The sequence below is a fragment of the Pseudovibrio sp. W74 genome (genome assembly GCF_001623085.1).
Taxonomy (GTDB): domain Bacteria; phylum Pseudomonadota; class Alphaproteobacteria; order Rhizobiales; family Stappiaceae; genus Pseudovibrio.
Genome location: NZ_LMCJ01000005.1, coordinates 160,930 through 187,540, shown reverse-complemented (window position 1 = coordinate 187,540; position 26,611 = coordinate 160,930). Strand labels below are relative to the sequence as shown.

The window sequence follows — 26,611 nt, the reverse complement described above, 5'->3', positions numbered from 1 at the left end:
TCAAACCATGCGGTCACGTTTGAAGTTCGGTTCACCGGACCACTGAAAGGTGCGTTACGTCTCCCAACAGCCCAACCCAGCCTACGACAAACTGACGGTCGCTCCGCCAGCAGCCCGCTACGTAGGCATAGGTTCAGAGTATGGGAGGTATTCAGGAGGGGAATAAGTTTTTTTCCCTCACGTCATAAAGGTCCGGCAAACTTGGAGCGAACTCTAGTGCATCCGTCCACCGTTAGGCACCTTGCTGTCGGGATGGAGCAAAACGATATCTCCATTCTCATCCGCTAATCCAAGTGTCAAAACTTCAGACATAAATGGCCCGATCTGGCGTGGTGGGAAGTTCACCACAGCAATCACCTGGCGACCAACAAGCGCCTCAGGCGTATAGTGAGCAGTGATCTGAGCAGACGTTCTCTTCACACCAATATCATCACCAAAATCAATCTTCAGTTTGTACGCGGGCTTGCGGGCCTCGGGAAAATCAACGGCTTCAACAACAGTGCCAACACGCACATCCACATTCAAAAAATCATCAATACCAATGGTTTTCGTATCTTCTTTTTGGTCCATATTCTTCTCAATAACTCGAATTACAACGCATCTTTATCCGAAAAGTGGAAACCGATTTTCGAATAAAGATACACAAAAACAAGGGCTAAAGCAGTTCGCGTGTTTCAGCTTAACTACAAACTGCTTTAGGGGCTGGCTTCAGCCCCACCATTCGCAGTTTCAGGTGGAGGTGTGCTTTTACCTGTTGGGCGTGAAGGTCTCTGGCACAAACGTCCCAGCCCTTCAATAAAGGGAGCTGCCACTTTCTCAACACGGCAAGCGCGGCCCATCCATTTTTCACCGTTCGCCAGCATGTCGTCAACGGCAACCATAACCTTCGGGTGTCCCGGCGCGTCATCCTCAAGCCAAACCCGAACCAACCGCTCAAAACCCAAAGCCAAAGCATTGGACATACCGACACTGCGCAGGCCAAATTCCTCAATGCCTGCTGCCACCAGCATCCACTTCATCGAGCGTGTCACCAGCTTGTGCATGTGCATGGCCAAAGCCGGGTCTTTCACCACTGTTTTGCGTAGGTTCCGGATCGCCTCTCTATGCGGTTCCATGATATCAAGCCGGCACATGAGGACGTCAAACAGCCGATCACGCCGTGTCTCATCCATCAGGTCAGGATCACGCTCTTTCAGAACTTTCTGGTCAATGTCCTGCATAAACGCTGCCAGCAGATCCAGCTTTCCATTGCAACACGCCCGCACCACCTCAATCTTCACACCAGCATTATCCGCGATCGCTGTATAAGTGATCTCTTCAATCCGGTGTGTTTCCAGCAACTCAATAAAACTTGCGATGATTTTCTGATGGGTCTTTTCGGTGGGCATGGCACGCTCCTGTATGGCCAACACTCCAGAGCGCATTCCGTTTGATTGGCTTCAATCAAACACTAAGAATCCGCTCCACTAAAGAAGTTAGAGTGCGGAGCGTGAATGTAAATGAACGCGACCTGCTCTAACTACGCATCAACACCTAATCATACACACAGGAGCAGCACAGATACAAAGAAAAAGCCTCAGTCTAGTAACCGAGGCTTTACTTCAATATCGAGCAATTTTGGCACCTGCTGAAAACGTATCTCCAAGAAGTGGAAACCGGTTTTAGGCTAAGAGACGCGACAACAAAATCTAAAGCAGCACGTCAGAGCCTGCACAAACAGGTGCAGCTTTAGTCAGCAAGTTCTGTGGCGCGATGAGCTGCCTTTGCAACAGCCTCACTCATCAGGTTTGTCAAAGCGTCGTCTCCCATCAACACGGAAAGCGCAGCAGCCGTCGTCCCACCAGGAGAGGTCACATTCCTGCGCAAAACATCAGCATTCTCGGGAGATTGATGGAGCAGCTCACCAGAACCTGCGACTGTTCCACGGGCTAAAGCCTCTGCAAGCTCGGCATTCAGCCCTAATCGTTGACCAGCCTCACTCATGGCTTCAACCAGATGGAACACGTAGGCAGGACCGGAACCGCTGACAGCTGTTGCCAGATCAATCTGCTCTTCAGCATCCACCCAATAAAACGCACCAATTGTTTCAAGCAGGGAGCTCATCAAAGCCTTTTGCTCATCCAGAACTTCAACAGAAGCATAACCTGCAGTCACACCTCGCCCCACCTGTGAAGGCGTATTCGGGATCACGCGCACAACAGGCTGGGCTGCTCCGAACGTATCTTTAAAGCGCTTGATTGTTGTGCCCGCTGCAACAGAAAGGATGATGCTGCCCTCATCGGCAACATCAGTAAGCGTTGGCAGCACCTCTTCCATCATTTGCGGCTTGATAGCCATCAACAGCACACCCGCCACAACACCTTCTGGCACGCTCTTGTGCCAGGGGATGCTGTGTGCAGTGATGGTTTCAAGCGTGTCTGAAGGTGGGTTGGGGTCAACAACCACAACATGTTCAGGTGCCATACCCTGCTTCATCCAGCCAGCAAGCATGGCACCACCCATTTTGCCTGCTCCAATCAGAACAAGCGGGCGTTCATTCGTTAGTTTCATGCATCACCGGCAGTTTCAAACATCACAGTTTCCATCGCTTCCTGTGCTGTCTTGCCAGCCCACACGACAAACTGGAACGATTGATAATACCGCTCACATGAATCAAGAGAATTAGAGAAAAGGACTTCTATCTGAGATGAATTGGCTTCTGCACCACCAGCCAGCAAAAGCGACTGACGGAAGATAACAACACCTTCACGACCCCAGATATCAAAATGCCCCATCCACTGCTGCTCGTTAATGAGCGCAAGCAGACGAACAATCTCATCTTTTCTGGGAGCAGGAACCTTGAGGTCGAACGCACTTGCCATATGCAGTGCTTCCAACTCTTCCATCCATGAAAAGGTTACGTGGTAATCACACCAAGTCCCTGTAACCGAAATGGAAATCTCGTCATCACCAAGGCGTTCAAAGGACCAGTCGTTACCGGTTGCAAGGTTTTCAATGGTATCAACCGGATTCAGGGGGCGTTCCGTGCCGAACTCAATAAGGCTCATTTCCGGTCCTCTTTCCGTTTGAGGAATGGTTTGTCTACCCACTCCGGACGGACGCGGGTCGAGTGATCATGGACCAGACACTTACGTGCTCTTGGATAGAAGCATGTACTACAAAGGAAGTTCCAGACCGGAACTGTTGATGCAGGACATCGAATCCCTTTTTTGCCAATATACCGATAGATTTGGCCTTTCCCCTATAGGGGGAATAGACAGATCATTGCGAAAATTGTGGACGACTCAAAGCCGCCCACAGCATATTCACATGTAATTTTCAGCCAAACCTACGCTTTGTCTTCTGGCGCAGCTTTTTCATCTAGATCGGCAAGGCGCTTTTCTACTGCTGCAAGGCGCTCTTCAAGCTTTTCAACTTCATCAAGCGCTTTGATCGCCATGTCTTTGACTGTGTCAAACTCATCACGCGAAACCAGATCCATATCCGACATGAAACGCTCGGCCTGCGCTCGGAATGCGGTTTCTACTTCCCGCTTGGCACCTTGCGCAACACCAGCGGCATCGGTCATCAGCTTTGCAAACTCGTCAAACATACGATTTGGAGACTGGCTCATGGCGTCCTCTTTAAATTTCTCTCTCACAAACAAGTATTGGTCCGGCCCGTCAGTTTCAAGCGCTGAGAGCTGATTTGCACCCAGAACCCTAAAGAACCTGTCAGTAAGATGTCGAAAGCTTGTGTTGAACACCTGCCACAAACCACTTGACCAAATCCTTCACTTGTCGGAATGCTCGCTGAACTGAAGCGCGTTCGGATTGATTACCTCCGATCAAACACTTGCAATGTGCTCAAACAAACCGAATTAGAGTAGAATGCGTGAGGGTCTCTGAGCGCAGGGCACTTTAATAACAGAAGGGTTTCATATGCCGCTCTTAGCAATACCTTTCCCGATGATTGATCCGGTTCTGATTGAATTCGGACCACTGGCCATCCGTTGGTATGCACTGGCATATATCGCCGGAATTCTTCTTGCATGGCGCTACATGATCGTAACCGTCCGCAACGCACCACTCTGGAACAAGACAGCTCATCCAACAGCAACAGACATCGACGACTTCGTCATGTGGGCAACGCTCGGCATTGTTCTGGGTGGTCGCCTCGGCTACGTCCTGTTCTACAATCTGCCCTACTACCTCGCCAATCCAGCAGACATTCTGGCTGTCTGGGAGGGAGGCATGGCCTTCCACGGTGGTCTGCTGGGCATGATTGTTGTGCTGATCATCTATTCCAGAGCACGTGGCCTGTCTGGCTGGACCATGTTTGATCTGGCTGCCATCGCCGCTCCAATCGGCCTCTTTTTCGGGCGTATTGCCAACTTCATCAACTCAGAGCTTTGGGGCCGCCCGACAGATGTTGCATGGGCCGTTGTCTTCCCAACCGGCGGGCCAGAACCAAGACACCCAAGCCAGCTTTATGAAGCGGCGCTGGAAGGAGCACTTCTGTTCTTCGTGCTGCGCCTGTTGTCCCACCGCTTCAAACTGCTGCAAAAACCCGGCGTACTCGCGGGCAGCTTCGCCATCGGTTATGGTCTGACACGCACCTTCGTAGAATTCTACCGCGTTCCGGATGCCCACATCGGCTACCTCGCAGGCTTCTTCACCATGGGAATGCTGCTGAGCCTGCCAATGGTTTTGATCGGCATCGCAGTCGTAATTTGGGCTCTCAAAAGAAACACGGAAATCAAAGAAGCAAAATGACCAGCTCTGCGTCCACGCCACTTCAGGAAAAAATCAAAAAGCGCATCGCGGACCATGGTCCAATGACCCTCGCTGAATATATGGGCATGTGCCTGTCTGATCCCGAGCATGGCTACTACATGCGACAGCAGCCATTCGGGACGAAAGGTGATTTCACCACGGCACCAGAAATCTCACAGCTGTTCGGCGAGCTGATCGGTGCCTGGCTTATGCATCAATGGCTGTCGCAAGATTTGAAAGGCCCGGTGAATCTGGTCGAAATGGGTCCGGGCCGCGGCACTTTGATGAAAGACATCCTGCGCGTTATCTCGTTACGCCCGCAGATGCTCGCCAACATTCAGATTCACCTGGTCGAAACCAGCCCATCCTTACGCAAAGCACAGCGCAAACTGCTCAAAGCCTACACAATCAAGTGGCACGACACGCTGGAGACCATCCCGGATGGACCAACCCTGCTCGTTGCAAATGAACTTTTCGATGCTCTCCCGATCCACCAGTACCAGCTCACCGAGCAAGGCTGGCGTGAGCGCTGTGTTGGGCTGGATGACGACGGCAATCTGACATTTGGCATCGGCTCAGGCACTCTGTCTCCGACAGACGTCGCCAAAGCCGGTCTACAGGCAAAACTGGGCGATACGCTGGAGCTGTCTCCAGCCTCCACCGCAATTGCCTCACAAATCGGTCAGCGCCTCAAGGCAGACGGCGGTGCTGCTCTGCTCATTGACTACGGCTATGCAAAGACGGCCACAGGCGACACGTTTCAGGCCCTCAAAAAGCACGAGTATGTCCCCACGCTGGAACATTGCGGCGAAGCGGACTTAACCGCCCACGTCAACTTTCAGGCACTCGCCAGCGCAGCCACTGCAGAAGGGGCAAACGTGCACGGCCCAATCGGTCAGGGCGAGTTTCTCCTCAGCCTTGGGCTGCTGGAGCGCGCAGGACAACTTGGGACTGGCAAATCCACGCTGGATCAGGACCAGATCCGCAAAGACGTGGAGCGCCTCGCAGCCGATGACCAGATGGGCACGCTCTTCAAAGTCCTTAGCATCACCAACACCTCAGAAAAACCAATTCCTTTCCAGAATTGAACGCATCGAAACAGGGAGAAGCCAATGATTAAAGTGCCAGAGCTTGAAGCAATGCAATGCCTTTCACATGGCTTCTTCACCCGCGAAGGAGGTGTTTCCTCCGGCATCTACAAAGGCCTCAACGTCGGCTTGGGTTCCAGCGATGTCCGTGAAGATGTACTGGAAAACCGCCGCCGCGTTGCCGATCAACTCGGCACAACACCTGAACGGATGGTTACGCCCTACCAGATCCACTCGGCAAAGGTGCTGAGCGTATCTGCACCCTTTGCTGAGGAAGATGACAGGCGCGCAGACGCTCTCGTCACCAACACCCCCGGCCTCGCCATTGGCATCCTGACCGCAGACTGCGGCCCGATCCTGTTCGCGGATCCGGACAACGGAGTTATCGGCGCAGCCCACTCAGGCTGGAAAGGCGCCGTCGATGGCATCCTGCCCAACACCGTTCAAGCCATGCAGCAACTGGGTGCAGACCCATCAAACATCACAGCTGTGATGGGCCCGATGATCTCACAGCAGGCTTATGAGGTTGGCCCGGAGTTTGTGGTGCGCTTCCTCGAACAGTCTCAGGACAACAAGCGATTCTTCGTTCCCTCACAAAAATCACTGCACAGTATGTTTGATCTACCGGCTTTCATCAAAGCCCAACTGGACAAACTTGGCCTCAAAGACGTCATCGATCTCAAACTATGCACCTATGCGGATGCGGACAGGTTCTTCTCCTACCGAAGAACCACCCATAACAAAGAACCAGATTACGGACGTCAGATATCAACTATCATGTTGACCGCCTGATTGTGCTGACGGACGAGCAAGAGTAAGTTCTGTTTCACATTGCTTTGCAAACTATGGATTGGGAGAAGACCATGGCCCTGCACTTTGCACCGGAAGAATTTGCTGAGCGCCGTGTTGCTCTGGACGCCAAACTCAAAGAGCGTCATCTCGATTGCCTGCTGATCTTCGCACAGGAGAGCATGTATTGGCTGACAGGTTTTGACACCTTCGGCTACTGCTTCTTCCAGTGCTTGATCTACCGCCCCGGTGAAGAACCTATCCTTCTCACCCGCTCCGCTGATCTGCGACAAGCCCGCAACACCTCCAACCTCAAAGACATTCGCCTCTGGATGGACGTCGCAGGCAAATCTCCGGTTGGTCAGGTAAAAGAGCTTCTGTTTGATCTCGACCTGCTCGGCACCCGCATCGGCGTGGAATATGACACCCACGGCCTCACCGCTGCCAATGGCCGGTTGCTGGACGAATCTCTGCATTCCTTTGCAGACGTCGATGACGCTTCCGACATCATAAAGGAGCTCCGTCTGGTCAAATCGTCAACTGAGCTGGAATATGTCAGAACCGCAGGCAAACTCGCCGATACTGCTTTCCTTGCCGGTATGGAGGAAATCAAACCCGGAGCCGACGAAGGCCGCATTCTGGCTAAGATGCAAAGCGCAGTATTTGAAGGCGGCGGCGACTACCCCGCCAACGAATTCGTCATTGGCTCAGGCCCTGACGCCCTTCTCTGCCGCTACAAATCTGGTCGCAGAACCCTCTCAGAAAACGATCAACTCACCATAGAATGGGCGGGGGTTTACCGCCACTATCACGCAGCCTCCATCCGCACAGTTATTCTGGGTGAGCCAACGCCGCGCCATCTGGAACTCCACCGCGCCGCAAAAGATGCCCTTCTGGCCGTTGAACAAGCCATGCAGGTGGGCAACACATTCGGCGACCTGTTTGCTGCACACGCCAGCATTCTGGATGATCGCGGCCTGATGCCACACCGCCTGAATGCTTGCGGATATTCACTTGGTGCCCGCTTCACACCAAGCTGGATGGAGCCGCCCTACATGGCTTTCAAAGAAAATGCACATGAAATTCATGAAAACATGGTGTTGTTTATGCACATGATCATCATGGATTCAGACAGCGAAACCGCTATGACTTTGGGCCAAACCTACATCACACACGCAGATGGGCCTGAAAGCTTATCACAGCTTTCTCTCGACCTCCCTGTGAAGGCAGGGTAAAGACTGCCATAATTAACCTTTACGAATCTATTGGGGCACCCCACGCTGATTCTCTGAGTGGACTTTAAGGACTGACATGCTGAAGCTCGTACTTTTACCTCGGGTATTAATCATTGCCGCTATGGCAATTCTTGCAGGCTGTGCGGCAAACCCTCTTCCCCCTTCCAGCATCGGGGACATGATTGAAACCAAGTCAGCTCCTCCGACTGTCTCTCCGGCAAAAGCAACTTTTGCATTTGAGCAGCTGACCGGACTGCCTGGCAATATTGCCGACGATCTCTCTGAGCAACTTGGGAATCGCGCAGCAGCAGCGAATCTCAACCTCGTCAGACGCGTTGGTGCACCAGCAACGTACCGAGTCAAAGGATTCTTGACCGCGGCTGGCGATCAGTACACCACCACTGTCTTCTATGTATTTGATATTATTGACGCAAATGGCAACCGTGTTCACCGGATTGATGGCCAGGAGCAAACTGGCGGCAACTCTGGCGATCCATGGGCTGATGTTTCAAGCGATGCACTGCGAAGAATTGCGACCAGAACAATTGCTTCTTTAGAAGCATGGTTACACAGCAAGTGACCTAATAAAATCAAATAGATACACAATTACGCAGCTCAGCTTTTGCAAAAAAGCTGAGCTGCTGTGCGTTCTGGCTATTGTCGGCTTAAGACGAGGTTGCTAAAAGGCGCGCAAGGCGACCTGTCAGGACGCCTTACCAGAAGAAATCGGGTTCCACCAAGGGACGCAAATTTCCACCTCACCACCGACGAATGTCACAGGGTGAGATCAAAGCCCAAGAAGGACTTGCGGGTTATGAAAATCGTCGCGGGTAACTCCAATCGCGCGCTGGCCGAGCAAATTTCAAAGTATCTTGATGTACCATTGTCGAAGTGCCAGGTTCGCCGCTTTGCAGACCAAGAAATCTACGTTGAAATCCAGGAGAACGTGCGCGGTGAGGACGTCTTTGTCATTCAGCCTACAAGCTATCCGGCAAATGACCACCTCATGGAACTGCTGATCATCATTGATGCGCTCCGCCGTTCTTCAGCACGTCGCATTACCGCAGTGGTTCCATACTTTGGCTACGCTCGTCAGGACCGTAAGTCAGCGCCTCGTACGCCAATCTCTGCGAAACTTGTTTCCAACCTGATCACCAATGCTGGTGCAGACAGAGTGCTTACACTCGACCTGCATGCTGCGCAGATTCAGGGCTTCTTCGACATCCCAACCGACAACCTTTACGGTGCGCCGGTGATGACCCGTGACATCAAAGAGCACTATGACACAACCAACGTCATGGTTGTTTCCCCAGATGTTGGCGGTGTGGTTCGTGCGCGTGCACTAGCAAAGCGCATTGAAGCTCCTCTGTCCATCGTTGATAAGCGCCGCGACAAGCCTGGTGAATCCGAAGTCATGAACATCATCGGTGATGTGAGCGGCTACGATTGTATCCTCGTGGATGACATCGTCGATTCTGGCGGAACCCTTTGCAACGCAGCAGATGCACTTCTTGCTGCTGGTGCCAAGTCCGTCACGGCCTACATCACACATGGTGTCCTCTCAGGTGGCGCAGTGGCACGCGTTTCAGCATCCAAGCTCAAAGAACTGGTAATCACCGATTCCATCGAGCCAACGGCTGCTGTTCAGGCTGCTCCAAACATCCGCACTATTTCTATCGCCCCACTCATGGGCGAAGCGATCAACCGCACATCGCAGGAACGTTCTGTTTCCAGCTTGTTCGATTCCTAATTCGCTTTAGAGCGCGTTCCGTTTGATTGGTTTCAATCAAACGACAAGAATTCGCTCCAACAAAGGTGTTAGAGTACGATGCGTGAATGCAAATGAACGCGACGAGCTCTAATCACAAGCTTTGAGAAACCGGGGTACGCCCCGGTTTTTCTTATTGTAGGCTCGGCAGTTGCCCTTGCTCTTTCTGGGAGTATCGGGTATACGAGCCGCGTACGTCGACACCCTTGGAGGAGGCGTGCGGAGTTGGCCGTAGTTGAGCGCAGAAATCTGTCGCTCCCGCGGCCTTACTTTTATAATCAAACTAGGAGATTCCACCATGGCAAACAGCTATGAGCTGAAAGCACAGGTGCGTGAACGGGCCGGCAAGGGGGCCGCTCGTGCAGCTCGTCGTGAAGGTCTTGTACCAGCAGTAATCTACGGCGACAAAAAAGAAGCAGTGTCTATCAGCCTGCCAATTAAAGAAGCAACCATGACCCTGCATAAGGGCGGTTTCCTATCTCACGTCGGCACAATCGACCTGAACGGCGAAAAGACTTCTGTAATTGCAAAAGACTTCCAGCTGCATCCAGTAAAAGACACTCTGATGCACGTTGACTTCCTACGTGTTTCTGCAAACGCTACTCTGACCGTAGAAATTCCAGTGAAGTTCCTCAACGAAGAAACTTCTCCAGGTCTGAAACGCGGTGGTGTTATCAACGTTGTACGTCACACCGTTGAAATGACCGTTCCTGCGAACGCTATCCCAGAAGCTCTCGAAATCGATCTTGGTGAAGCTGACCTCGGTTCTTCTCAGCATATCTCTGCTGTTAAGCTCCCAGCTGGTTGTGCTCCGACCATTACAGACCGCGACTTCACAATCTCCACGATTGTTGCACCAGCAGGTCTGAAAGAAGACGACGACGCTTCTGAAGAAGGTGAAGGCGAAGAGTAATTCTCTAACTAGGGCTTGGGACAATACCTATGAAGCTGTTAGTCGGCCTCGGTAATCCAGGCCCTAAATACGAGAGTAATCGTCACAATATCGGGTTCATGGCGGCAGATGAAATTCATCGCCGCCATAGCTCATTCAGCCCGTGGCGGGCTCGCTTTCAGGCTCAGGTTTCTGAAGGCACTTTAGCAGGCGAAAAAGTCCTGCTGATGAAGCCAATGACCTACATGAACGAATCTGGTCGTTCCGTAGGTGAAGCACTCCGTTTCTACAAGCTCACCCCACAAGATGTTGTCGTGCTCTATGACGAGCTGGACCTGCCTCCTGCGAAGTTCCGCATGAAGAATGGCGGCGGTCACGGAGGTCACAATGGCCTGCGCTCCATCACAGCACACATCACGGATGCCTATCGCCGTGTGCGCCTTGGTATTGGCCATCCCGGCCATAAAGACCGCGTACATCAATGGGTCCTGGGTGACTTTGCAAAAGCGGATCAGGAGTGGTTGGAACCTCTTCTGGAGGCAGTTGCAGACAACACTCCTTTGCTTGCACAACATCACGACAACCAGTTTGCCAACAAGGTGACACTGGCAACACGCCCGGAAGGCTCTGGTAAACCTTACAAAAAGGACAGCTCGCGCGAGGCTGCCGTTAAAAAGAAGCAAGACCCCGCCAAACCGGAACCAGAAAAAAAGCCAGCCACAAAAGCAACGGGCTATCAGGACAAAAAAGCTAACAAAAAAGGGCCGCTCGCGTCAGCGCTTGAGCAGTTGTTTGGATCGAAAGGACAAGAATAAATGGGTTTTCAGTGCGGCATCGTCGGCTTGCCTAACGTTGGTAAGTCTACCCTCTTCAACGCTCTGACGAAGACAGCAGCGGCGCAGGCAGCAAACTATCCGTTCTGCACCATTGAGCCGAACACTGGTGATGTTGCTGTGCCAGATCCACGCCAATCCAAGATCGCAGCGATCGCTGGCTCCAAAGAGATCATCCCGACCCGTCTGACCTTCGTAGACATTGCAGGCCTCGTACGCGGCGCATCCAAAGGTGAAGGCCTGGGCAACCAGTTCCTGGCTAACATCCGCGAAGTAGACGCGATCGCACACGTTCTGCGCTGCTTTGAAGATGACGACATCACGCACGTCGATGGCAAGATCGATCCAATCGCTGATGCAGAAACCGTAGAAACCGAACTGATGGTTTCTGATATGGAAAGCCTCGAAAAGCGTATTGCGCCGCTCGCCAAAAAAGCGAAGTCTGGCGATAAAGATGCCAAGATGGCTCTTCCGATCATGGAACAGGCCTTGGCAATTCTTCAGGATGGTAAGCCAGTGCGCGCACTTGGCCTCACCGATCCGGAAGACGTGAAACAGCTCGAAATGCTGAACCTGCTGACATCCAAGCCAGTTCTCTACGTGTGTAACGTGGAAGAAGAATCAGCAGACAAAGGCAACAGCCTGTCCGCTAAGGTTCAGGCTATGGCAGAAGAGCAAGGCGCAGCCTCGGTTGTCATCTCAGCCGCTATTGAAGCTGAAATTGCACAGCTGGAAGACGAAGAGCAGCGTGAATACATGGCTGACATGGGCTTGGAAGAGCCAGGCCTGGACCGTTTGATCCGCGCAGGCTACGACCTACTACACTTGATCACCTACTTCACAGCTGGCCCCAAAGAAACACGCGCCTGGACCGTTTCAAGAGGCACCAAAGCCCCTCAAGCTGCTGGCGTCATCCATACGGACTTTGAACGCGGCTTCATTCGCGCGCAAACCATCGCTTACAACGACTACGTTGAGCTTGGCGGCGAAAACCCAGCTAAAGAAGCAGGTAAAGCACGCGACGAAGGCAAGGAATACATCGTTCAAGATGGCGATGTGCTGCTCTTCAAGTTCAACACATAAGTCTTTGGCACAATCGCTATAAAACAAAAGGCGCTCAATCGAGCGCCTTTTTTATTGAAAAATCAATGAGATCAAAATCAAATATCCAACAAAACGATCTCACTGGAAGCTTCTGCCTCTACATCAGCTACGTGGACTTCTTGCACGCCCTGCGCAATCAGCTTGTCAAGAATACTTGGCTCAACGCCGCTATCCACAATCAGCATATCTGCCTGAGCGCATGAGTTGGCAACAAACCGGCTCGGAACGCCAATCTTGCTGGAGTTACACAGCACCATAGTCCGCTTGCAAGACGCCATGACGGCCCGCGCAAACTTGGCTTCCTCTTCCACGTAGTACATGAGATCCCCCTCAGTGGACAAACCGACAGGACAAATAATCCCCCAGTCCGCCTCAAGGCTCTCAACGGTACCCAGAGCGATTGGCCCCAAAGCCCCCTGCCCGTCCGTGTAAAGATTGCCGCCAATCACATGGATGTCTGCAGCCGTCTCAGCCCCGATCATCATCGAAGCGACTGCATACGAGTTGGTCGAAACCTTTATCTGCTGCACTTGAGCAAGATGCTGCGCCAGGATTGTCATTGTGCTTCCGGACTCAACAACCACATGGTCACCAGTCTTAAAGAATGAAGTTGCCAGCCGGCCAATCGCATATTTCTCGATGTAATGACTGCGAAGCCTTACCCGATATGCATCTTGGTCTCGTGGCATGAGGAAGCAAATAGAATTGTCGAAGAGTTCAAATTCCTCACGATCCGACAGCACCTTCGCCAGACTGGTGAGCTCTTCAAAATCCATTCCTAAAATATCTGCCGCAGCAGTCAATGAAATACGTCTGTGGCGCTTAACCAGATTGGCGAGAACGTCCACCATTAAGTCATTAATCATCTAAATTGGCCTAGATCCAAGATACTATTCCGGTAGTAAACAATGTTCATTTTTATCGAAAAAGATTAAAATTTATCAACTATTCAGAAGAATGAAATCTTCGCTGTCAGCATCTTCGGAAATTGCATGAAAAACGCGTGCTTTTCTAAGGTGATGATCGACTTCAGCAAAGCCTAATTCCCCATTATTATCAGTAATAAAGACATCAACACCCTGCATTGTTTGCGCGGTGTAGCGACTGGGAACGCCCAACTTGGAACTGTCACTCAACATCATAGTTTTCTGCGCACTGCGCTGCATAAGCAAGCTGGTTTCAGCATCAACCTTGTGGAAGTAGCAGGCCCCTTTTTGGATGCACATGCTCGTTGGGCTCAGGATGGTCCAGTCCACCTTCAGATCACGAATACGCGCCTGTGTCTCTTCCCCATGAAGCGCAGTGGTGTGTGCTTCCAGCCTGCCGCCAATCAACTCAACACTACACGTACGACTATGCCGGACAAGGCTCTCCGCAATCAGCGGGCTTGTCGTCGCGATGGAGAGATTTTTCTTCTCTTTCAGATGATTGGCAAAAAGGGAAAGCGTACTGCCCGCCTCAATCAGCAAACTTTCACCATCCTTAATCAGGCTGGCAGCAAGTTTGCCAATGGCATTCTTCTCGGCAAACCGAGAGTGCATGCGCACGCTGATATCACTCTCTGCAATGGCCTCATTCGAAACCAGGGAACTGCCTCGCACGCGCATGATACTATTGTTTTCCAGGCCATCAACGGCATACAGGATCTCATCGACAGAGCAATCCAGTACAGTGGCCAGTAAGGAGAGCCGTATCGTTCTATAGCGTCGCACCAATTCGATTATGCGGACGATCACAACACAACCCTCGTGTACAATTTTATTTAATCTTTCATAAAATTAGTCAAATACCGTTTGAATGTAAAGCTAAGATCGATTGCTGGTGATGTCGCGTCCAAAAATCACCTCGTCACGCAGCGGTATGCCGTGCAAGCCTGTGACTGGTATTTCTGGCTTTAACTTACGTTCCTCATCAATGACGCCCTGCACCACTTTTTCTAAGCGGAAGCCACGTCTTTGATAAAACCGAAATGCATCCAGATTGTCGTTAGAGGTCCGCACCATAATCCGGCCAAGGCCTTCCTGCCGCGCAGCATCAACGGAAGCATCCAGCAGAAGCGTACCAATGCCGCCCCAGCGCTGCAGCGAATCCAGCGTAAGGATCTCCCATTCCTGATCACGCTTGATCAGCGTAATCATCCCCACAAGACGCCCTTCATCCAGAGCGAGATATCCAGGCAGACGTGAGGCATCCACCATTTCACCATCAAGCAATTGCTCAGGACTGGTCCACCGGTTAACGAGCAGTTCAACAACCTGCTCTCGATCTTCTGGTTCAATTGCTCTTACTTGGATTGACACGAAGAAGACTCCTGTTTGGCTTCTGGCCTGACTAGATCAATATCTTTTAACATTCGCAATTCAGTGGCAGTACGTGCCTGCCAGCCAGTGCGCTGCAGTTCGGGAACTTCGTTGTTCTCACAGGGGTAACCTATGCAAAGATAGGCAACAAATTTCCAGTTTTCAGGAACACCAAACAACTGCCCGATACTGTCAGGGTTGAGAATAGACACCCAACCGACACCAATGCCTTTTGCTCTAGCAGCAAGCCAGAGGCAATTAATTGCGCTAACACAAGAATAAGCCAGCGTCTCTGGCATAGTCTGCCGTCCGAGCCCGCCTCCCTGCGTTGGATCAAGATCACAAAATACAGCAAATTGCAGCGGAGCATCGGTCAAGCCTTGCAGCTTGAGCTTGGTATAGCTTTCTGCCCGCTCCCCTTTATAGCCCTTAAGAGCTTCAGAATTTGCCTGTTGGAAATTGAGATAAACAGCCTCGCGGTTCGCAGGTTGGCTCATCTCGATAAAACGCCACGGCTGACTGTTGCCGACGCTTGGGGAAAGATCAGTTAATCGCAAAAGCTCATCAACAGTTTCGCGATCAATAATGTCCTGCTTAAAATGGCGCACATCCCGGCGCCATTTCAAAAGCAATTCAAAATCGTGATTGAAGGCCGCAGAAAACTGCGGGCCATTCTCTACAAAGGCGTCATTCAATGACCGGGAAACTCCACCAATGTCCTGACAGGAATATCGAGTGCTTCCAGTTTTGCACGTCCTTGCAGTTCTGGCAAATCGACAATGAAGCACGCAGCCACGATGTCGGCCCCAGCGCTTCTCAGAAGCTTCACAGCAGCTTCTGCGGTCCCACCAGTCGCAATCAGGTCATCAACCAGAATAACCTTCTCACCGGGCTTTACAGCATCACAGTGGATCTCAATGGTATCGGTACCATACTCCAGCTCATATTCCTGCTCGATGGTCTTAAACGGCAGCTTACCCTTCTTACGCACTGGCAAGAAACCGGCGGAGAGCTGGTGAGCAACAGCACCACCAAGAATAAAGCCGCGCGCCTCGATACCAGCAACCTGCTCAATCTTGGAGCCAGCCCAAGGCTGTACCAGTGCATCAACCGCACGGCGGAAGGCGCGAGGATCACTCAGCAGTGTTGTGATATCGCGAAACAGAATACCTTCCTTTGGATAGTCTGGAATGGTCCGAATGGACGCAATCAGCTCCTCTGAGATACTGTTAGTTATGTCAGTCATGGTCATTTCCGCTTTTGAATTGCATAGTTTTTGTAAGAAGCCCTTCAACGAGAGCCCCATAAGCGATCTGTGCTCGATTATTTGCGCAGCACACGTCCAGCAACAGCATCAAGCTTTGCAAGCAGTGCCGGGTCTCTTTTGTCCTCAGCAGTCATAATCGCAAAATCAAGTACCGTATTGGAACCAACCGGACACTGCTGGTGCTCTCTCGGCAGTTTCCGGGCAACAGCTAGGACAAGCTTCTGAGCACTTTCCACGTTCTCGTGTAGAACCTTGATGATCGCGTTGATATCTACGTTTCCGTGGTCGGCATGCCAACTGTCGTAATCCGTTACCATCGCCACAGTTGAATAACTGATTTCCGCTTCCCGGGCCAGCTTGGCTTCCGGCATGTTTGTCATGCCAATAACGTCACAGCCCCAGGAGCGATAGAGGAGGCTTTCTGCCTTGGAAGAAAACTGAGGTCCTTCCATAGCCAGATAAGTACCGCCGCGGCTATACGTAAGGCCCTCTTCTTGACAGGCACTTTCAACAACATCCACCAGCAGTGGCGAAATTGGATCAGCAACGGAGACGTGCGCCACGCAGCCTGTTCCAAAGAAGCTCTTTTCGCGCGCAAACGTACGATCGATGAACTGGTCAACAAGAACGAAAGTTCCCGGTGCATATTCCTCTTTCAAGGACCCGCAGGCGCTGACGGAAATCAGGTCTGTGACACCAGCACGCTTAAGCACGTCAATATTTGCACGATAATTGATCTCGGTTGGAGAGTGCACATGTCCGCGACCGTGACGAGGCAGGAAAACAACCTTCAAGCCACCAATCTCGCCGATACAAACATCATCACTTGGCTCACCCCACGGGCTTTCGATCCGTTCCCATCGGGCATTTTCAAAACCAGGGATATTGTAGAGGCCAGAACCTCCGATAATGCCCAGAACCGCCTGCATATCGCTCTCTCCGCTTTGCCTGTGTCGGCGCAACCTTACCTGATTCACTGATAGGAAGTTGGCGGTACATCAAATCCAGCCCGCAACCCCAAAAAAAAGGGCTACCCGATTAGGATAGCCCTTTTTGAATTTATAAATGTGACCTTAGTGGTCAACATCTCTCCAGATCTTACGCTTTGTAAAGTACAGCAGCGATGCGAACAGGATCAGGAATGCCATCACACCAAAGCCGATACGCTTGCGTGATTCCAGATGAGGCTCAGCAGTCCACATCAGGAATGCAGAAACGTCACGAGCATACTGATCGACAGTCATTGGAGAACCGTCGGAGTACTCAACCAGCTCATCAGAAAGCGGAGGCGCCATTGCGAGCGTGGACCCTGAAATGAAGCCAGGGTTGTAGTACTGACCTTCTGGAACCTCAACACCCTCAGGTGCCTCATGGTAGCCAGTTAGCAGGCCGTACAGGTAATCCGGACCGTTTTCCTGATACTGCGTAGCAACATCAAGAACAAACCAAGGGAAACCACGAAGGGCAGCGCGCGCTTTTGCCATCAAAGAAAGGTCTGGTGGGTAAGCACCATTGTTAGAAGCACGTGCAGCTTGCTCGTTCGGGAATGGTGATGGGAATTTGTCGAACGGCTTGCCGTCACGCTCAAACATTTCACCTTCACTGTCCGGGCCATCTTCGATGGAGTATTCAGCTGCAAGAGCCTTCACTTCATCAACAGAGAAACCTGGTCCGCCTTCCTCAGCAAGGTTACGGAATGCGACGTAGCTCAGACCATGACAGGCAGAACAAACTTCCTGGTACACCTGGAAGCCGCGCTGCAGCTGCGCTTTGTCAAACTGACCGAATGGGCCAGCAAAAGACCAAGGCTGCTTTTCGACGTGAGGTCCTTCGCCAGCTGCAAGAGCCGGACCAGCTACAGCAAGACCTGCAACAATAGCCAGAGCACGAGCGCTTTTGAACATTAGATTTTTCATCTTTAAAATCCCCTGCCCTTAAGCCGCATCACTGGACTTACCCAGCACTGCATCGTTGATTGAGTCAGGAACTTTCCGAGGCGTTTCGATCAGTCCGAGAACTGGAAGAACGATCAGGAAGTGTGCGAAGTAGAGGACCGTAAAGAACTGGATCCAGGCAATGTATGGCTGCTCAGCAGGCTTAGATCCAAGCCACCCCAACATGATTGTGGTGAAGAAGAAGAGCCAGAAGAAGAACCGGTAAACAGGACGGTAATTCGCTGAACGAACTTTGGAAGTGTCAAGCCAAGGCAACACGAACAAGATCGCAATCGCACCACCCATGGCAATCACACCACCGAGTTTGGAAGGAATTGGACCAATATCGAAAGTGATCGCACGCAGGATCGCATAAAATGGCAGAAGGAACCATTCTGGAACGATGTGCGCTGGTGTCACCATTGGGTTCGCTGGAATGTAGTTATCAGCATGACCCAGATAGTTTGGCAGGTAGAACACGAACCAGGAGAACAGGATCATAAAGACAACGATCGCGAACAGATCCTTCAACGTGTAGTACGGATGGAATGGAACTGTGTCTTTATCGGACTTAGGATCAACACCAACTGGGTTGTTGTTACCAGCAACGTGGAACGCCCAGATGTGCAGCATCACAACGCCAAGGATCACGAACGGCAGCAGATAGTGCAGTGAGAAGAAGCGGTTCAGTGTTGGGTTACCAACTGCGAAACCACCCCAGAGCCATGTGGTGATTGCTTCACCAACAACTGGAACTGCAGAGAACAGGTTCGTAATAACCGTTGCACCCCAAAGAGACATCTGGCCCCAAGGAAGCACGTAGCCCATGAATGCGGTAAGCACCATGAGGAAGAACAGCAGCACGCCCAGGATCCATGCAATTTCGCGCGGCTCTTTGTAAGAACCGTAGTACATACCGCGGAAGATGTGGATGTACACTGCAAAGAAGAACATGGATGCACCGTTTGAGTGCAGATAACGCATCAACCATCCGTAGTTCACATCGCGCATGATGTGCTCAACGGATGCAAATGCGAGCGCATCATTCGGCGTGTAGTGCATTACCAGAACGATACCGGTAATGAGCTGAACAACGAGCACGAAAAATGCGATACCGCCGAAGGTCCACCAGTAGTTCAGGTTCTTCGGGGTAGGAAACGCAACAAAACTCCCATGTACAAGGGAGAGTACCGGCAAACGACGCTCAAGCCATTTGGCGCCAGCGTTTTGCGGTTCATAAGTAGAATGACCAGCCATAGCTGCCTCCTGAAAGGGCCTCGTCAGCCGATTACAACAACGTCGTCGCTGGAAAACTTGTAAGGCGGCACGAGCATGTTTTCTGGAGCCGGGCCTTTACGAATACGACCAGCAGTGTCGTAGTGGGAGCCGTGACATGGGCAGAACCAGCCGCCGTATTCACCAGCTTCACCAAGAGGCACACAGCCCAGGTGCGTACAAACGCCAACCATAACCAGCCAGGCTTCTTTGCCTGTCGTAGCGCGGTTTGCGTCAGATGCGTCCGCACCATCTTCTAGGTTAGCATTACGTGCAAACTGGTCTGGTAGATCAGCAATAGGCACTTCTGTCGCTTCAGCGATCTCTTTTTCCGTACGTTGACGGATAAAGACCGGCTTACCACGCCAGGTCACAGTGATGGATTGCCCGACTTCAACCGCAGAAACATCAACTTCGATAGAAGCCAAAGCCAGTGCAGATGCATCGGGGTTCATCTGATGGATAAAGGGCCAAGCCAGAGCTCCCGCACCGACCGCGCCCACGGCACCGGTCGCGATGTAAAGAAAATCGCGGCGTGACGGTTCAGCCGTGTCCGTGTGTTCCAAGGTCGCGTCCTCTCGAAACAAAATTGAAAGAGAACACCTACGATCTCTTCTGTGAGGACAGGCCCGCAACCAGTCAAAACCGGTCACTGTCTATACACCGCAAAGAAGACATAGGTGAAAATGCGCTAAATACGCACTTATATTGACGGATGCTATCTGCCACCAATGGTCGCACTTGTCTAGACTGGTTAAAAATTTGCGGACTTATTGTCGCAGACAACTTGGGCATAAGAGGAAAAAAACGGGATCAATTGAGATTTTGACACGCAAATATGAGTCAAAAGTCGAGTGGTTCGGGGACCCTAGGACGCAAACTCGCCCCGAACCACTTTTAGTTTAAACCGCTTGATTCCCTGTCAGGAATCCCTATTCGGCGGCAACTTGTGCAAGGAAACCGCCAGATTGGTGGTTCCAGAGGTTTCCATAGATACCTTCGGATTTCAGAAGTTCCTCATGGGTACCCATCTCTACGATCTTGCCTTGATCCATGACAATGAGGCGATCCATTGCCGCAATTGTGGAAAGTCGGTGGGCAATTGCAATAACCGTCTTACCTTCCATCAACTCAAACAGGCTTTCCTGGATCGCAGCCTCCACTTCTGAGTCCAAAGCAGACGTTGCTTCGTCCAAAACAAGGATCGGAGCATCCTTAAGCAAGACACGTGCGATTGCGACGCGCTGACGTTGACCGCCAGAAAGCTTCACACCGCGCTCACCCACCAGAGTATCAAAGCCAGTCCGTCCTTCTGGATCTTTAAGGCCGTCAATAAACTCCAGAGCATGAGCCCGTCTCGCTGCTTCGGTCGCCTCTTCCAGAGTTGCACCATCTTTGCCGTAGGTGATGTTCTCCAGAATCGTCCGGTGCAGCAAAGACGTGTCCTGAGAAACCACACCAACATTCTGGCGCAGGCTCTCTTGCGTCACGCCGCGAATATCCTGACCATCAATGGCAATGCGTCCACCTTCCAGATCATGGAAGCGCAGCAGCAAGTTCATCAGGGTCGATTTGCCCGCCCCTGAGCGACCAACAATCCCGATTTTCTCACCCGGTTTAATGTTGAGCGACAGGTTCTCCAGAACGCCGCTGCCCTTGCCATAGTGGAATTTCACATCTTCAAAGCGAATTTCCGCGTCAGAAACAACAAGCGCTTTCGCATCTTGCTTATCAGTGACCTCAGTATGCCGGGACAACATGCCCAATCCGTCCTGAACAGTACCGATATTCTCAAACAGGCCAGCAACTTCCCAAAGGATCCACTGAGACATCCCCTGCAAACGCAAGGCCAGACCAATCGCAATCGCGATATCACCAGTCGTCACCAAAGCCCTCTGCCAAAGCCAGATGGACAGAGCGCCAAGAGACAACAAGAGCAGATTGTTGATCAGCGTCAGGCAGATGTTCAGCTTGGTCACATTCCGCATCTGCTTATGCACGGTATCCATGAAAGTGCTCATGGAACCTTTGGCATAATCTTCTTCGCGCGATGCATGTGAAAACAGCTTTACGGTCGAGATATTCGTATAGGCATCAACGATATGACCAGTCATCACAGACCGGGCATCTGCTTGCTTCTTGGAAATACGCTTAAGCTTGGGAACAAAGACGTACATGACGAGGAAATAGGAGAGCAACCAACCGATCATCGGCAGGGCAAGACGCCAATCCGCGCTCACAAGCACAACAAGCGCAGCCAGAAAGTAAACAATTACATAGACAAAGATATCGACAATACGCGTAATGACTTCCCGCACAGCAAGTGAGGTCTGCATCAGTTTGTTAGCAATGCGACCTGCAAAGTCATTATGAAAGAAAGTCAAACTCTGCCGAAGTAATTGTCGGTGCCCCTTCCACCTGATCAGCATTGGATAGTTACCAACCAATCCCTGATGGAAGAACATCTCCCAAACTGCGGACATGATCGGCGAAATCACAAGAAGAACAACACCCATCCAGATCAGATGGCCCCAGTTGTCGGCAAAGAACGTTTCCGGGTCTTCGGTGCCTAACCAGTTCACCAAATCACCCATAAACGTAAAGATGACCACTTCAATTACAGCAATAGATGCAGCGAAAAAGGCGATTACAACAAGTAGTATTGAAACAGGCTTGGTATAATACCAGATAAACCCCCAAAACTTACTTGGAGGAGTCTCGATCTCTTCCATTTTGAATGGGTCAATAAGCTTCTCAAAATAAGAGAACATGACAAATCCCAATTAAGATATTTGGTTTGCGAGGTGCGCTACCACGTCAACATGGTAAGAGGATGACGGCTGCTTACTGCAGCCGCTCATCTCGATCGTAAGGATCCCGGTTATCTTTCGGAGAGCCGGAAAAAGTCCAGATAACACTGGCAATTCCAACCCCAACAGCAAAAGCTCCAACCAGGGTATCAATCAAACGCCCCTGAAACAGAGAGCCAGCCTCATTGATTCCGTTTGCTCTTACAATTTCTACCGTAGCCAACTCTGCGTAGAGCGTTGGAATAATTGTAAAAAATGCGATTCCAGCACTAATCATCAAGAACCAGAATGCGTGCCCAAGGCTTTGAGAAAACGTTCCTTTTTCAGAACCAGCCGAGCGCACATACCGGCCACCATCGACCGGAATTTGAGATGCAGAATCGTCACGGGACGCGATCTGCGCCCAGATAAATGACGTAATCATTGGAGATACTCCGACAACATATGCATGCAACCGCAGACGTAATACGTCCGTGAAGAGGGCTGCATTAAGAAAATACGAGCTAGAAAGTGTTGGAAATCCGCCTTCTAGGCGGGAACGGCGTAACCTGCGTTTTTGGCGGGATGCATAGCGCATGCGCCAGTCGCTGGGAGAACATTTACGTTCACGAGCACAAATTCAGTAATCATGTATGTCTCCCTAGTTCCAACGTTAAAAAATAGCTGATCGGGCGATCAGCAACTCGGAGAGTCTCGTCAAGTAAGATGAGGGCTCTCGGCCGGTGCGAGATGCTTATACTCATAAAGGCGGAGACATGCCTAGCCCCAAAAAATACGGAAAACCACTTTAGGATGTGGTGTATCTTTTTCGCAACATATATCACGAATTCAGATAGAACCTCTTGATTTCCATTAGGTTTCACCCACCGGAACGCCCCACCTATCAACAAACTCTATGATTTTTCTGGAGATTTTCCCCGGGTTCCTCTAGATGCCCAAGAGATGCTTCCATAAGCCAATCTTTCAGGAAACAACGCGAGCACCCGACAACATGCCAGATATTGCCCTTTACCAGCCAGACATTCCGCAGAACACCGGAACCCTATTACGGCTGGCCGCTTGCATGGATGTGACGGTACACCTGATCGAACCGGCAGGCTTCCCCCTGTCTGATCATGCACTTAAACGGGCTGGCATGGATTACATCGAACGCGCCAAACTCCAACGCCATATGGATTGGGAGAGTTTTCGTGAATGGCAGTTAGCCGAAAAACGCCGACTTATCCTCATGACCACCAAAGGATCACGCCCTTATACGCAGTTCGCTTTCAAGAAAGAAGACCTGATCCTGATGGGTCGCGAAAGTTCTGGCGTGCCGGAAGATATCCATCAAGTTGCTGATGCAAGGCTGCTGATTCCAATGAAGAACGGCATGCGCTCTCTCAACATGGCCGTTTCCACTGGCATGGTCCTGGGTGAAGCTCTTCGTCAAACAGATTGTTTTTGAATAAAACACAACCTAAACTAGTTGCGTTATTGAATGCGTTGCTTTGCGCGATTTAGGTTTTTATTGCGATGTTTGAGAGTCTTTCGAGAAAATTCGCTCATCTGTTTTGCTTTGCACTTTTGCTGTCAGTTCCACAGTCCACATTCGCAGGTGCACCGGTCGAACCCGTCCTCCATGCCAACCTGCATGACGAAGCCGTCCTGAATCGATATCTCCACCTGCTGGACGAGATATACCCCTGTGATTGGCATGATGCACACACACGAAGCGGGTATAACCTCTACGACTTCGGCAACGGCATCGAAGTGCTCGAGTTCTCCTGCACCGTTGGCATGAGCAATCTGGCGAATCTCTATATCCGTCGCACCAAAAACTCAAACCAGCCTGCAAAACTCGTCTCCCTCGATCGTCCTAAGGACCAGCCAGTCACCAGCCGGTACATTCTGTTCAACAGCTTTTGGGATCACAATCGCGGCGCTCTCACCAGCTTCACAGTGGATCGCGGCCTCTCTGACTGTGGCTCTTTTGAAATCCACCGCTTCACACCCAAAGGGTATCTGGAACTCGTGGAGTATCGCGCCAAGCGGCAGTGTGACGGCAAATTCCGTGAGCCAACGAATTACCCGTTGATCTACCCGCCAAGTTAAAAACGACCAGCCAGTCCATTAAAGCCCGAAGCTTCTTGGTAAGCACGATGAAACCAAGAGTTTTAGCGCAAGAGTAAGGCTGGCAAGGCATCTTCAGGGACACAGCAGAAAGACTACAGCGTATCTCCGAAAAGTGGAAATCGGTTTTCGGATAAAGATACGCAAAAACAAAGACTAAAGCAGTTCATATGTTTCAACTTAAATGCGAACTGCTTTGGGGTTGTCCAAAGAGGAAGATCACCGTGTTCCAAACCTTGCCCCGAACATTCACAGCCTGTTTTGCAGCAACCGTTCTCTTCGAAACTCTACTGGCAATCTCGTTACACGCCGAACCTGTCAAACCCGTCACACAGCACGATCCAACAGTCCTGAACCGCTACATAAACATGCTGGATGCAGCCTATCCCTGTGATTGGAAAGACGCCTACGACCTGTCCGGCAACAATACACTGCAGTTCAGCAAGGACGTGAAGGTGCTGGAGTTCATGTGCGCCAACAACCTTTACAACATGGCCCACCTCTACATCCGTATAGATTCCCGACAGCCCAACAACGCCAAGCTGCTGACCTTTGAACGCCCAAAACACGAAGGCAACGACAACCCCGACGTGGTCTTCAACGGTGTCTGGGACATCAAGACCGGAGATCTGACCAGCTTCACGGAAGGCCGCGGGCTTGGAGACTGTGGCACCTACGAGGTTCACAAGTTCACATCCGATGGCTACCCCCAACTGATGGAGTTCCGTGCCAAGCCCGAATGTGACGGCAACTATGTCCAGCCGGAAAAGTATCCGGTCATCCTCGACAGATCCAAATAGCTCCGTGCACCGTTCCGCCTCACCTGTACTTCTCAGTTGCGCTCCCTTACATAGAACAGCAAAGAACGCTTTGCGCTCAAGGAGGGACTATGAGCGAGACACAAAACACGCTTCCAGCAGATCTGGAAGACAAAAAACAAGAGGCATCCGCGTGGTTCAGCCAGCTGCGTGACAACATTTGCAATGCCTTTGAGCAGCTGGAAGTAGAAGTCGGGGAACTGGACGGCCCCCTCTCTGACCAGCCAGCGGGACGTTTCGAGCGGACCCCATGGGAACGTACAGATCACAGCGGCGGCCACGGCGGCGGCGGTGTCATGTCCCTGATGCATGGACGTGTATTTGAAAAAGTCGGCGTACACGTCTCCAGCGTACACGGCGAGTTCTCACCTGAGTTCCGCGACCAGATCCCTGGTGCCAGCGAAGACCCGCGTTTCTGGGCTTCCGGCATCTCTCTGATCGCCCATATGCACAATCCAAATGTACCAGCAGTGCATATGAACACCCGTATGGTCGTCACCACCAAGCAGTGGTTTGGTGGCGGAGCAGACCTGACACCTGTGCTCAGCGCACGTCGCACGCAGGAAGATCCGGACACTGTCGAATTTCATGAGGCTATGAAAGCAGCCTGCGCAGACCATCCGGGGGCTGATTACGAGCACTTCAAGAAGTGGTGCGACGAGTACTTCTATCTGCCTCACCGCAACGAAGCACGCGGCATTGGCGGCATTTTCTACGACCGCCACAACACCGGCGACTGGAATGCAGACCTTGCCCTCACCAAATCCGTCGGCAACGCCTTCCTCGACATCTATCCAAAGCTGATCCGCAAAAACTTCCTGACCCCATGGACGCTCGAACAACGCGAAGAACAGTTGGTCCGTCGTGGCCGTTACGTGGAGTTCAACCTCCTTTACGACCGCGGCACAATCTTCGGCCTCAAGACAGGCGGAAACGTCTCCTCCATCCTGTCCTCCATGCCACCCGTGGTAAAGTGGCCATAAGCCACAACAGAATAAAAAAACTCCCCGGCCCACGGGTCGGGGAGTTTCCTGTCTCTTTGGAAGTGAAAAACAGCTTAAGCGCTCGGCCTGACAATGAACGACATGGCAGAACTGCCAGTCTCACGTTCCAAACCTCTCCCCTTCAAACGCTTGATCAGATCACGCGCTTCCAGCGGTGGTTGCTGCTCCTGCCGTCTGTAATCAGAACAATCCCGATTACGATGTAACAGCCCGAGACTAAACAGCTCACGCCTTAACAAAGCAGGGTCGGCAAAACAGTGCCCTTCCTTGAGCAGCATGTTGATCTCTTTCTCCCGAAGCGATGCACCAGCCGGAATAAGGGACCACAGCTGCCAAAGACAAAGCACCTGAACCTGCCGCCGTGACGGCCAGCTCACCAATCGCCCCAAATCATCAAACTGATTGAGGGCACGCTCAACAAGCCGATGGTCTACCGTCTCGACAACCGGCTCGGTATCGAGGCGACGACCTGCAGAATGCGAAGCTTTTAGATGCTGGAAGTTCTGGAAACCCGCCGCTTTGGCGAGCATGTTCATCAACTCCACATGCGAGGGAGCATCACCGCGAGATTTCATCTGGCGGGCAACACTACGCGCAAACGTGGAGATATCAGGCGAACGAAGAGGGA

Annotated in this window: 30 protein-coding genes; 13 read left to right on the top strand and 17 right to left on the bottom strand. The window is 51.6% G+C overall.

Features of this window, described 5'->3' with window-relative positions; all coding sequences use genetic code 11:
• Positions 1-213 precede the first annotated feature (213 nt).
• The 5 genes from PsW74_RS04865 to PsW74_RS04845 form a co-directional block, all read right to left on the bottom strand.
• Positions 214-570, bottom strand: a complete 357-nt coding sequence (locus tag PsW74_RS04865; protein ID WP_057463587.1) for a tRNA-binding protein — start codon at positions 568-570, stop codon at positions 214-216.
• Positions 571-695: 125 nt separating this feature from the next.
• On the bottom strand, positions 696-1,388 hold the full coding sequence (locus PsW74_RS04860) for a hypothetical protein (RefSeq protein WP_063290158.1): 693 nt from the start codon (positions 1,386-1,388) through the stop codon (positions 696-698).
• Positions 1,389-1,728: 340 nt separating this feature from the next.
• Complete coding sequence (gene proC, locus PsW74_RS04855; protein WP_063290032.1) at positions 1,729-2,550, bottom strand: pyrroline-5-carboxylate reductase; 822 nt, start codon at positions 2,548-2,550, stop codon at positions 1,729-1,731.
• The gene (locus tag PsW74_RS04850; RefSeq protein WP_014286739.1) at positions 2,547-3,047 is read right to left on the bottom strand and encodes a YbjN domain-containing protein; all 501 of its coding nucleotides are present in this window, start codon (positions 3,045-3,047) and stop codon (positions 2,547-2,549) included. The genes proC and PsW74_RS04850 overlap by 4 nt, the downstream gene beginning before the upstream one ends.
• 281 nt (positions 3,048-3,328) lie before the next feature.
• Positions 3,329-3,613 carry an accessory factor UbiK family protein gene (locus PsW74_RS04845; RefSeq protein ID WP_057463662.1) on the bottom strand — a complete coding sequence of 95 codons (285 nt, stop codon included), beginning with the start codon at positions 3,611-3,613 and terminating at the stop codon, positions 3,329-3,331.
• A gap of 307 nt (positions 3,614-3,920) precedes the next feature.
• Here PsW74_RS04845 and lgt point away from each other — a divergent pair, with 307 nt between their 5' ends.
• The 9 genes from lgt to ychF all read left to right on the top strand — a co-directional run bounded on the left by lgt (position 3,921) and on the right by ychF (position 12,442).
• A complete protein-coding gene (gene lgt / locus PsW74_RS04840; RefSeq protein WP_063290033.1) occupies positions 3,921-4,754 on the top strand; it encodes a prolipoprotein diacylglyceryl transferase in 834 nt (277 codons plus the stop codon).
• Positions 4,751-5,842 (top strand): class I SAM-dependent methyltransferase, encoded by a 1,092-nt coding sequence (locus PsW74_RS04835; protein ID WP_063290034.1) that lies wholly within the window; start codon positions 4,751-4,753, stop codon positions 5,840-5,842. Before lgt ends, PsW74_RS04835 begins: the two co-directional genes overlap by 4 nt.
• Positions 5,843-5,866: 24 nt before the next feature.
• Positions 5,867-6,634 carry a peptidoglycan editing factor PgeF gene (gene pgeF / locus PsW74_RS04830; RefSeq protein WP_063290035.1) on the top strand — a complete coding sequence of 256 codons (768 nt, stop codon included), beginning with the start codon at positions 5,867-5,869 and terminating at the stop codon, positions 6,632-6,634.
• Positions 6,635-6,705: 71 nt separating this feature from the next.
• Positions 6,706-7,866, top strand: a complete 1,161-nt coding sequence (locus PsW74_RS04825) for a Xaa-Pro peptidase family protein (RefSeq protein WP_193775990.1) — start codon at positions 6,706-6,708, stop codon at positions 7,864-7,866.
• A 76-nt stretch (positions 7,867-7,942) separates the two neighbouring features.
• Positions 7,943-8,446 carry a hypothetical protein gene (locus PsW74_RS04820; RefSeq protein WP_057463593.1) on the top strand — a complete coding sequence of 168 codons (504 nt, stop codon included), beginning with the start codon at positions 7,943-7,945 and terminating at the stop codon, positions 8,444-8,446.
• Positions 8,447-8,680: 234 nt separating this feature from the next.
• Positions 8,681-9,616, top strand: coding sequence for a ribose-phosphate pyrophosphokinase (locus PsW74_RS04815; protein ID WP_057463594.1), 936 nt, complete (start codon positions 8,681-8,683; stop codon positions 9,614-9,616).
• 316 nt (positions 9,617-9,932) lie between these two features.
• Positions 9,933-10,547: a 50S ribosomal protein L25/general stress protein Ctc gene (locus PsW74_RS04810; protein WP_063290037.1), complete on the top strand. Its 615-nt coding sequence runs from the start codon at positions 9,933-9,935 to the stop codon at positions 10,545-10,547.
• Positions 10,548-10,576: 29 nt separating this feature from the next.
• On the top strand, positions 10,577-11,341 hold the full coding sequence (gene pth, locus PsW74_RS04805; protein WP_063290038.1) for an aminoacyl-tRNA hydrolase: 765 nt from the start codon (positions 10,577-10,579) through the stop codon (positions 11,339-11,341).
• On the top strand, positions 11,342-12,442 hold the full coding sequence (gene ychF / locus PsW74_RS04800) for a redox-regulated ATPase YchF (protein ID WP_063290039.1): 1,101 nt from the start codon (positions 11,342-11,344) through the stop codon (positions 12,440-12,442).
• 77 nt (positions 12,443-12,519) lie between these two features.
• Here the strand turns inward: ychF and PsW74_RS04795 are convergent, their stop codons facing one another.
• The 11 genes from PsW74_RS04795 to PsW74_RS04745 all read right to left on the bottom strand — a co-directional run bounded on the left by PsW74_RS04795 (position 12,520) and on the right by PsW74_RS04745 (position 22,626).
• Positions 12,520-13,329, bottom strand: coding sequence for a DeoR/GlpR family DNA-binding transcription regulator (locus tag PsW74_RS04795; RefSeq protein WP_208987841.1), 810 nt, complete (start codon positions 13,327-13,329; stop codon positions 12,520-12,522).
• Between the two features lie 75 nt (positions 13,330-13,404).
• The gene (locus tag PsW74_RS04790; RefSeq protein ID WP_057463598.1) at positions 13,405-14,199 is read right to left on the bottom strand and encodes a DeoR/GlpR family DNA-binding transcription regulator; all 795 of its coding nucleotides are present in this window, start codon (positions 14,197-14,199) and stop codon (positions 13,405-13,407) included.
• A gap of 69 nt (positions 14,200-14,268) precedes the next feature.
• Entirely contained in the window at positions 14,269-14,763 is a 495-nt protein-coding gene (locus PsW74_RS04785; protein WP_063290040.1) for a GNAT family N-acetyltransferase, read from the bottom strand.
• Positions 14,748-15,458, bottom strand: a complete 711-nt coding sequence (bluB, locus tag PsW74_RS04780; RefSeq protein ID WP_057463599.1) for a 5,6-dimethylbenzimidazole synthase — start codon at positions 15,456-15,458, stop codon at positions 14,748-14,750. The genes PsW74_RS04785 and bluB overlap by 16 nt, the downstream gene beginning before the upstream one ends.
• On the bottom strand, positions 15,455-16,000 hold the full coding sequence (locus PsW74_RS04775) for an adenine phosphoribosyltransferase (protein WP_193757764.1): 546 nt from the start codon (positions 15,998-16,000) through the stop codon (positions 15,455-15,457). The genes bluB and PsW74_RS04775 overlap by 4 nt, the downstream gene beginning before the upstream one ends.
• An 86-nt stretch (positions 16,001-16,086) precedes the next feature.
• Complete coding sequence (locus PsW74_RS04770; RefSeq protein WP_063290041.1) at positions 16,087-16,959, bottom strand: S-methyl-5'-thioadenosine phosphorylase; 873 nt, start codon at positions 16,957-16,959, stop codon at positions 16,087-16,089.
• A gap of 144 nt (positions 16,960-17,103) precedes the next feature.
• On the bottom strand, positions 17,104-17,946 hold the full coding sequence (locus tag PsW74_RS04765; RefSeq protein ID WP_063290042.1) for a cytochrome c1: 843 nt from the start codon (positions 17,944-17,946) through the stop codon (positions 17,104-17,106).
• An 18-nt stretch (positions 17,947-17,964) separates the two neighbouring features.
• The gene (locus PsW74_RS04760) at positions 17,965-19,221 is read right to left on the bottom strand and encodes a cytochrome b/b6 (RefSeq protein ID WP_057463603.1); all 1,257 of its coding nucleotides are present in this window, start codon (positions 19,219-19,221) and stop codon (positions 17,965-17,967) included.
• 23 nt (positions 19,222-19,244) lie between these two features.
• Entirely contained in the window at positions 19,245-19,805 is a 561-nt protein-coding gene (gene petA / locus PsW74_RS04755) for a ubiquinol-cytochrome c reductase iron-sulfur subunit (RefSeq protein ID WP_057463604.1), read from the bottom strand.
• A gap of 366 nt (positions 19,806-20,171) precedes the next feature.
• Positions 20,172-22,010: an ABC transporter ATP-binding protein gene (locus PsW74_RS04750; RefSeq protein WP_057463606.1), complete on the bottom strand. Its 1,839-nt coding sequence runs from the start codon at positions 22,008-22,010 to the stop codon at positions 20,172-20,174.
• A gap of 73 nt (positions 22,011-22,083) precedes the next feature.
• Entirely contained in the window at positions 22,084-22,626 is a 543-nt protein-coding gene (locus PsW74_RS04745) for a hypothetical protein (protein ID WP_208987840.1), read from the bottom strand.
• A gap of 414 nt (positions 22,627-23,040) precedes the next feature.
• On the opposite strand from PsW74_RS04745, the gene PsW74_RS04740 reads away from it, so the two are divergent.
• From PsW74_RS04740 to hemF, 4 genes are all read left to right on the top strand, one after another.
• The gene (locus PsW74_RS04740) at positions 23,041-23,496 is read left to right on the top strand and encodes a tRNA (cytidine(34)-2'-O)-methyltransferase (RefSeq protein ID WP_063290043.1); all 456 of its coding nucleotides are present in this window, start codon (positions 23,041-23,043) and stop codon (positions 23,494-23,496) included.
• Between the two features lie 68 nt (positions 23,497-23,564).
• On the top strand, positions 23,565-24,143 hold the full coding sequence (locus PsW74_RS04735; protein WP_063290044.1) for a DUF1176 domain-containing protein: 579 nt from the start codon (positions 23,565-23,567) through the stop codon (positions 24,141-24,143).
• A gap of 188 nt (positions 24,144-24,331) precedes the next feature.
• Entirely contained in the window at positions 24,332-24,961 is a 630-nt protein-coding gene (locus PsW74_RS04730; RefSeq protein ID WP_153041760.1) for a DUF1176 domain-containing protein, read from the top strand.
• An 89-nt stretch (positions 24,962-25,050) separates the two neighbouring features.
• Positions 25,051-25,962 (top strand): oxygen-dependent coproporphyrinogen oxidase, encoded by a 912-nt coding sequence (gene hemF / locus PsW74_RS04725; protein ID WP_063290045.1) that lies wholly within the window; start codon positions 25,051-25,053, stop codon positions 25,960-25,962.
• Between the two features lie 74 nt (positions 25,963-26,036).
• Here hemF and PsW74_RS04720 read toward each other — a convergent pair.
• Positions 26,037-26,611: DUF2087 domain-containing protein (locus PsW74_RS04720; protein ID WP_208987839.1), on the bottom strand; the 575-nt coding region annotated here is incomplete at its 5' end.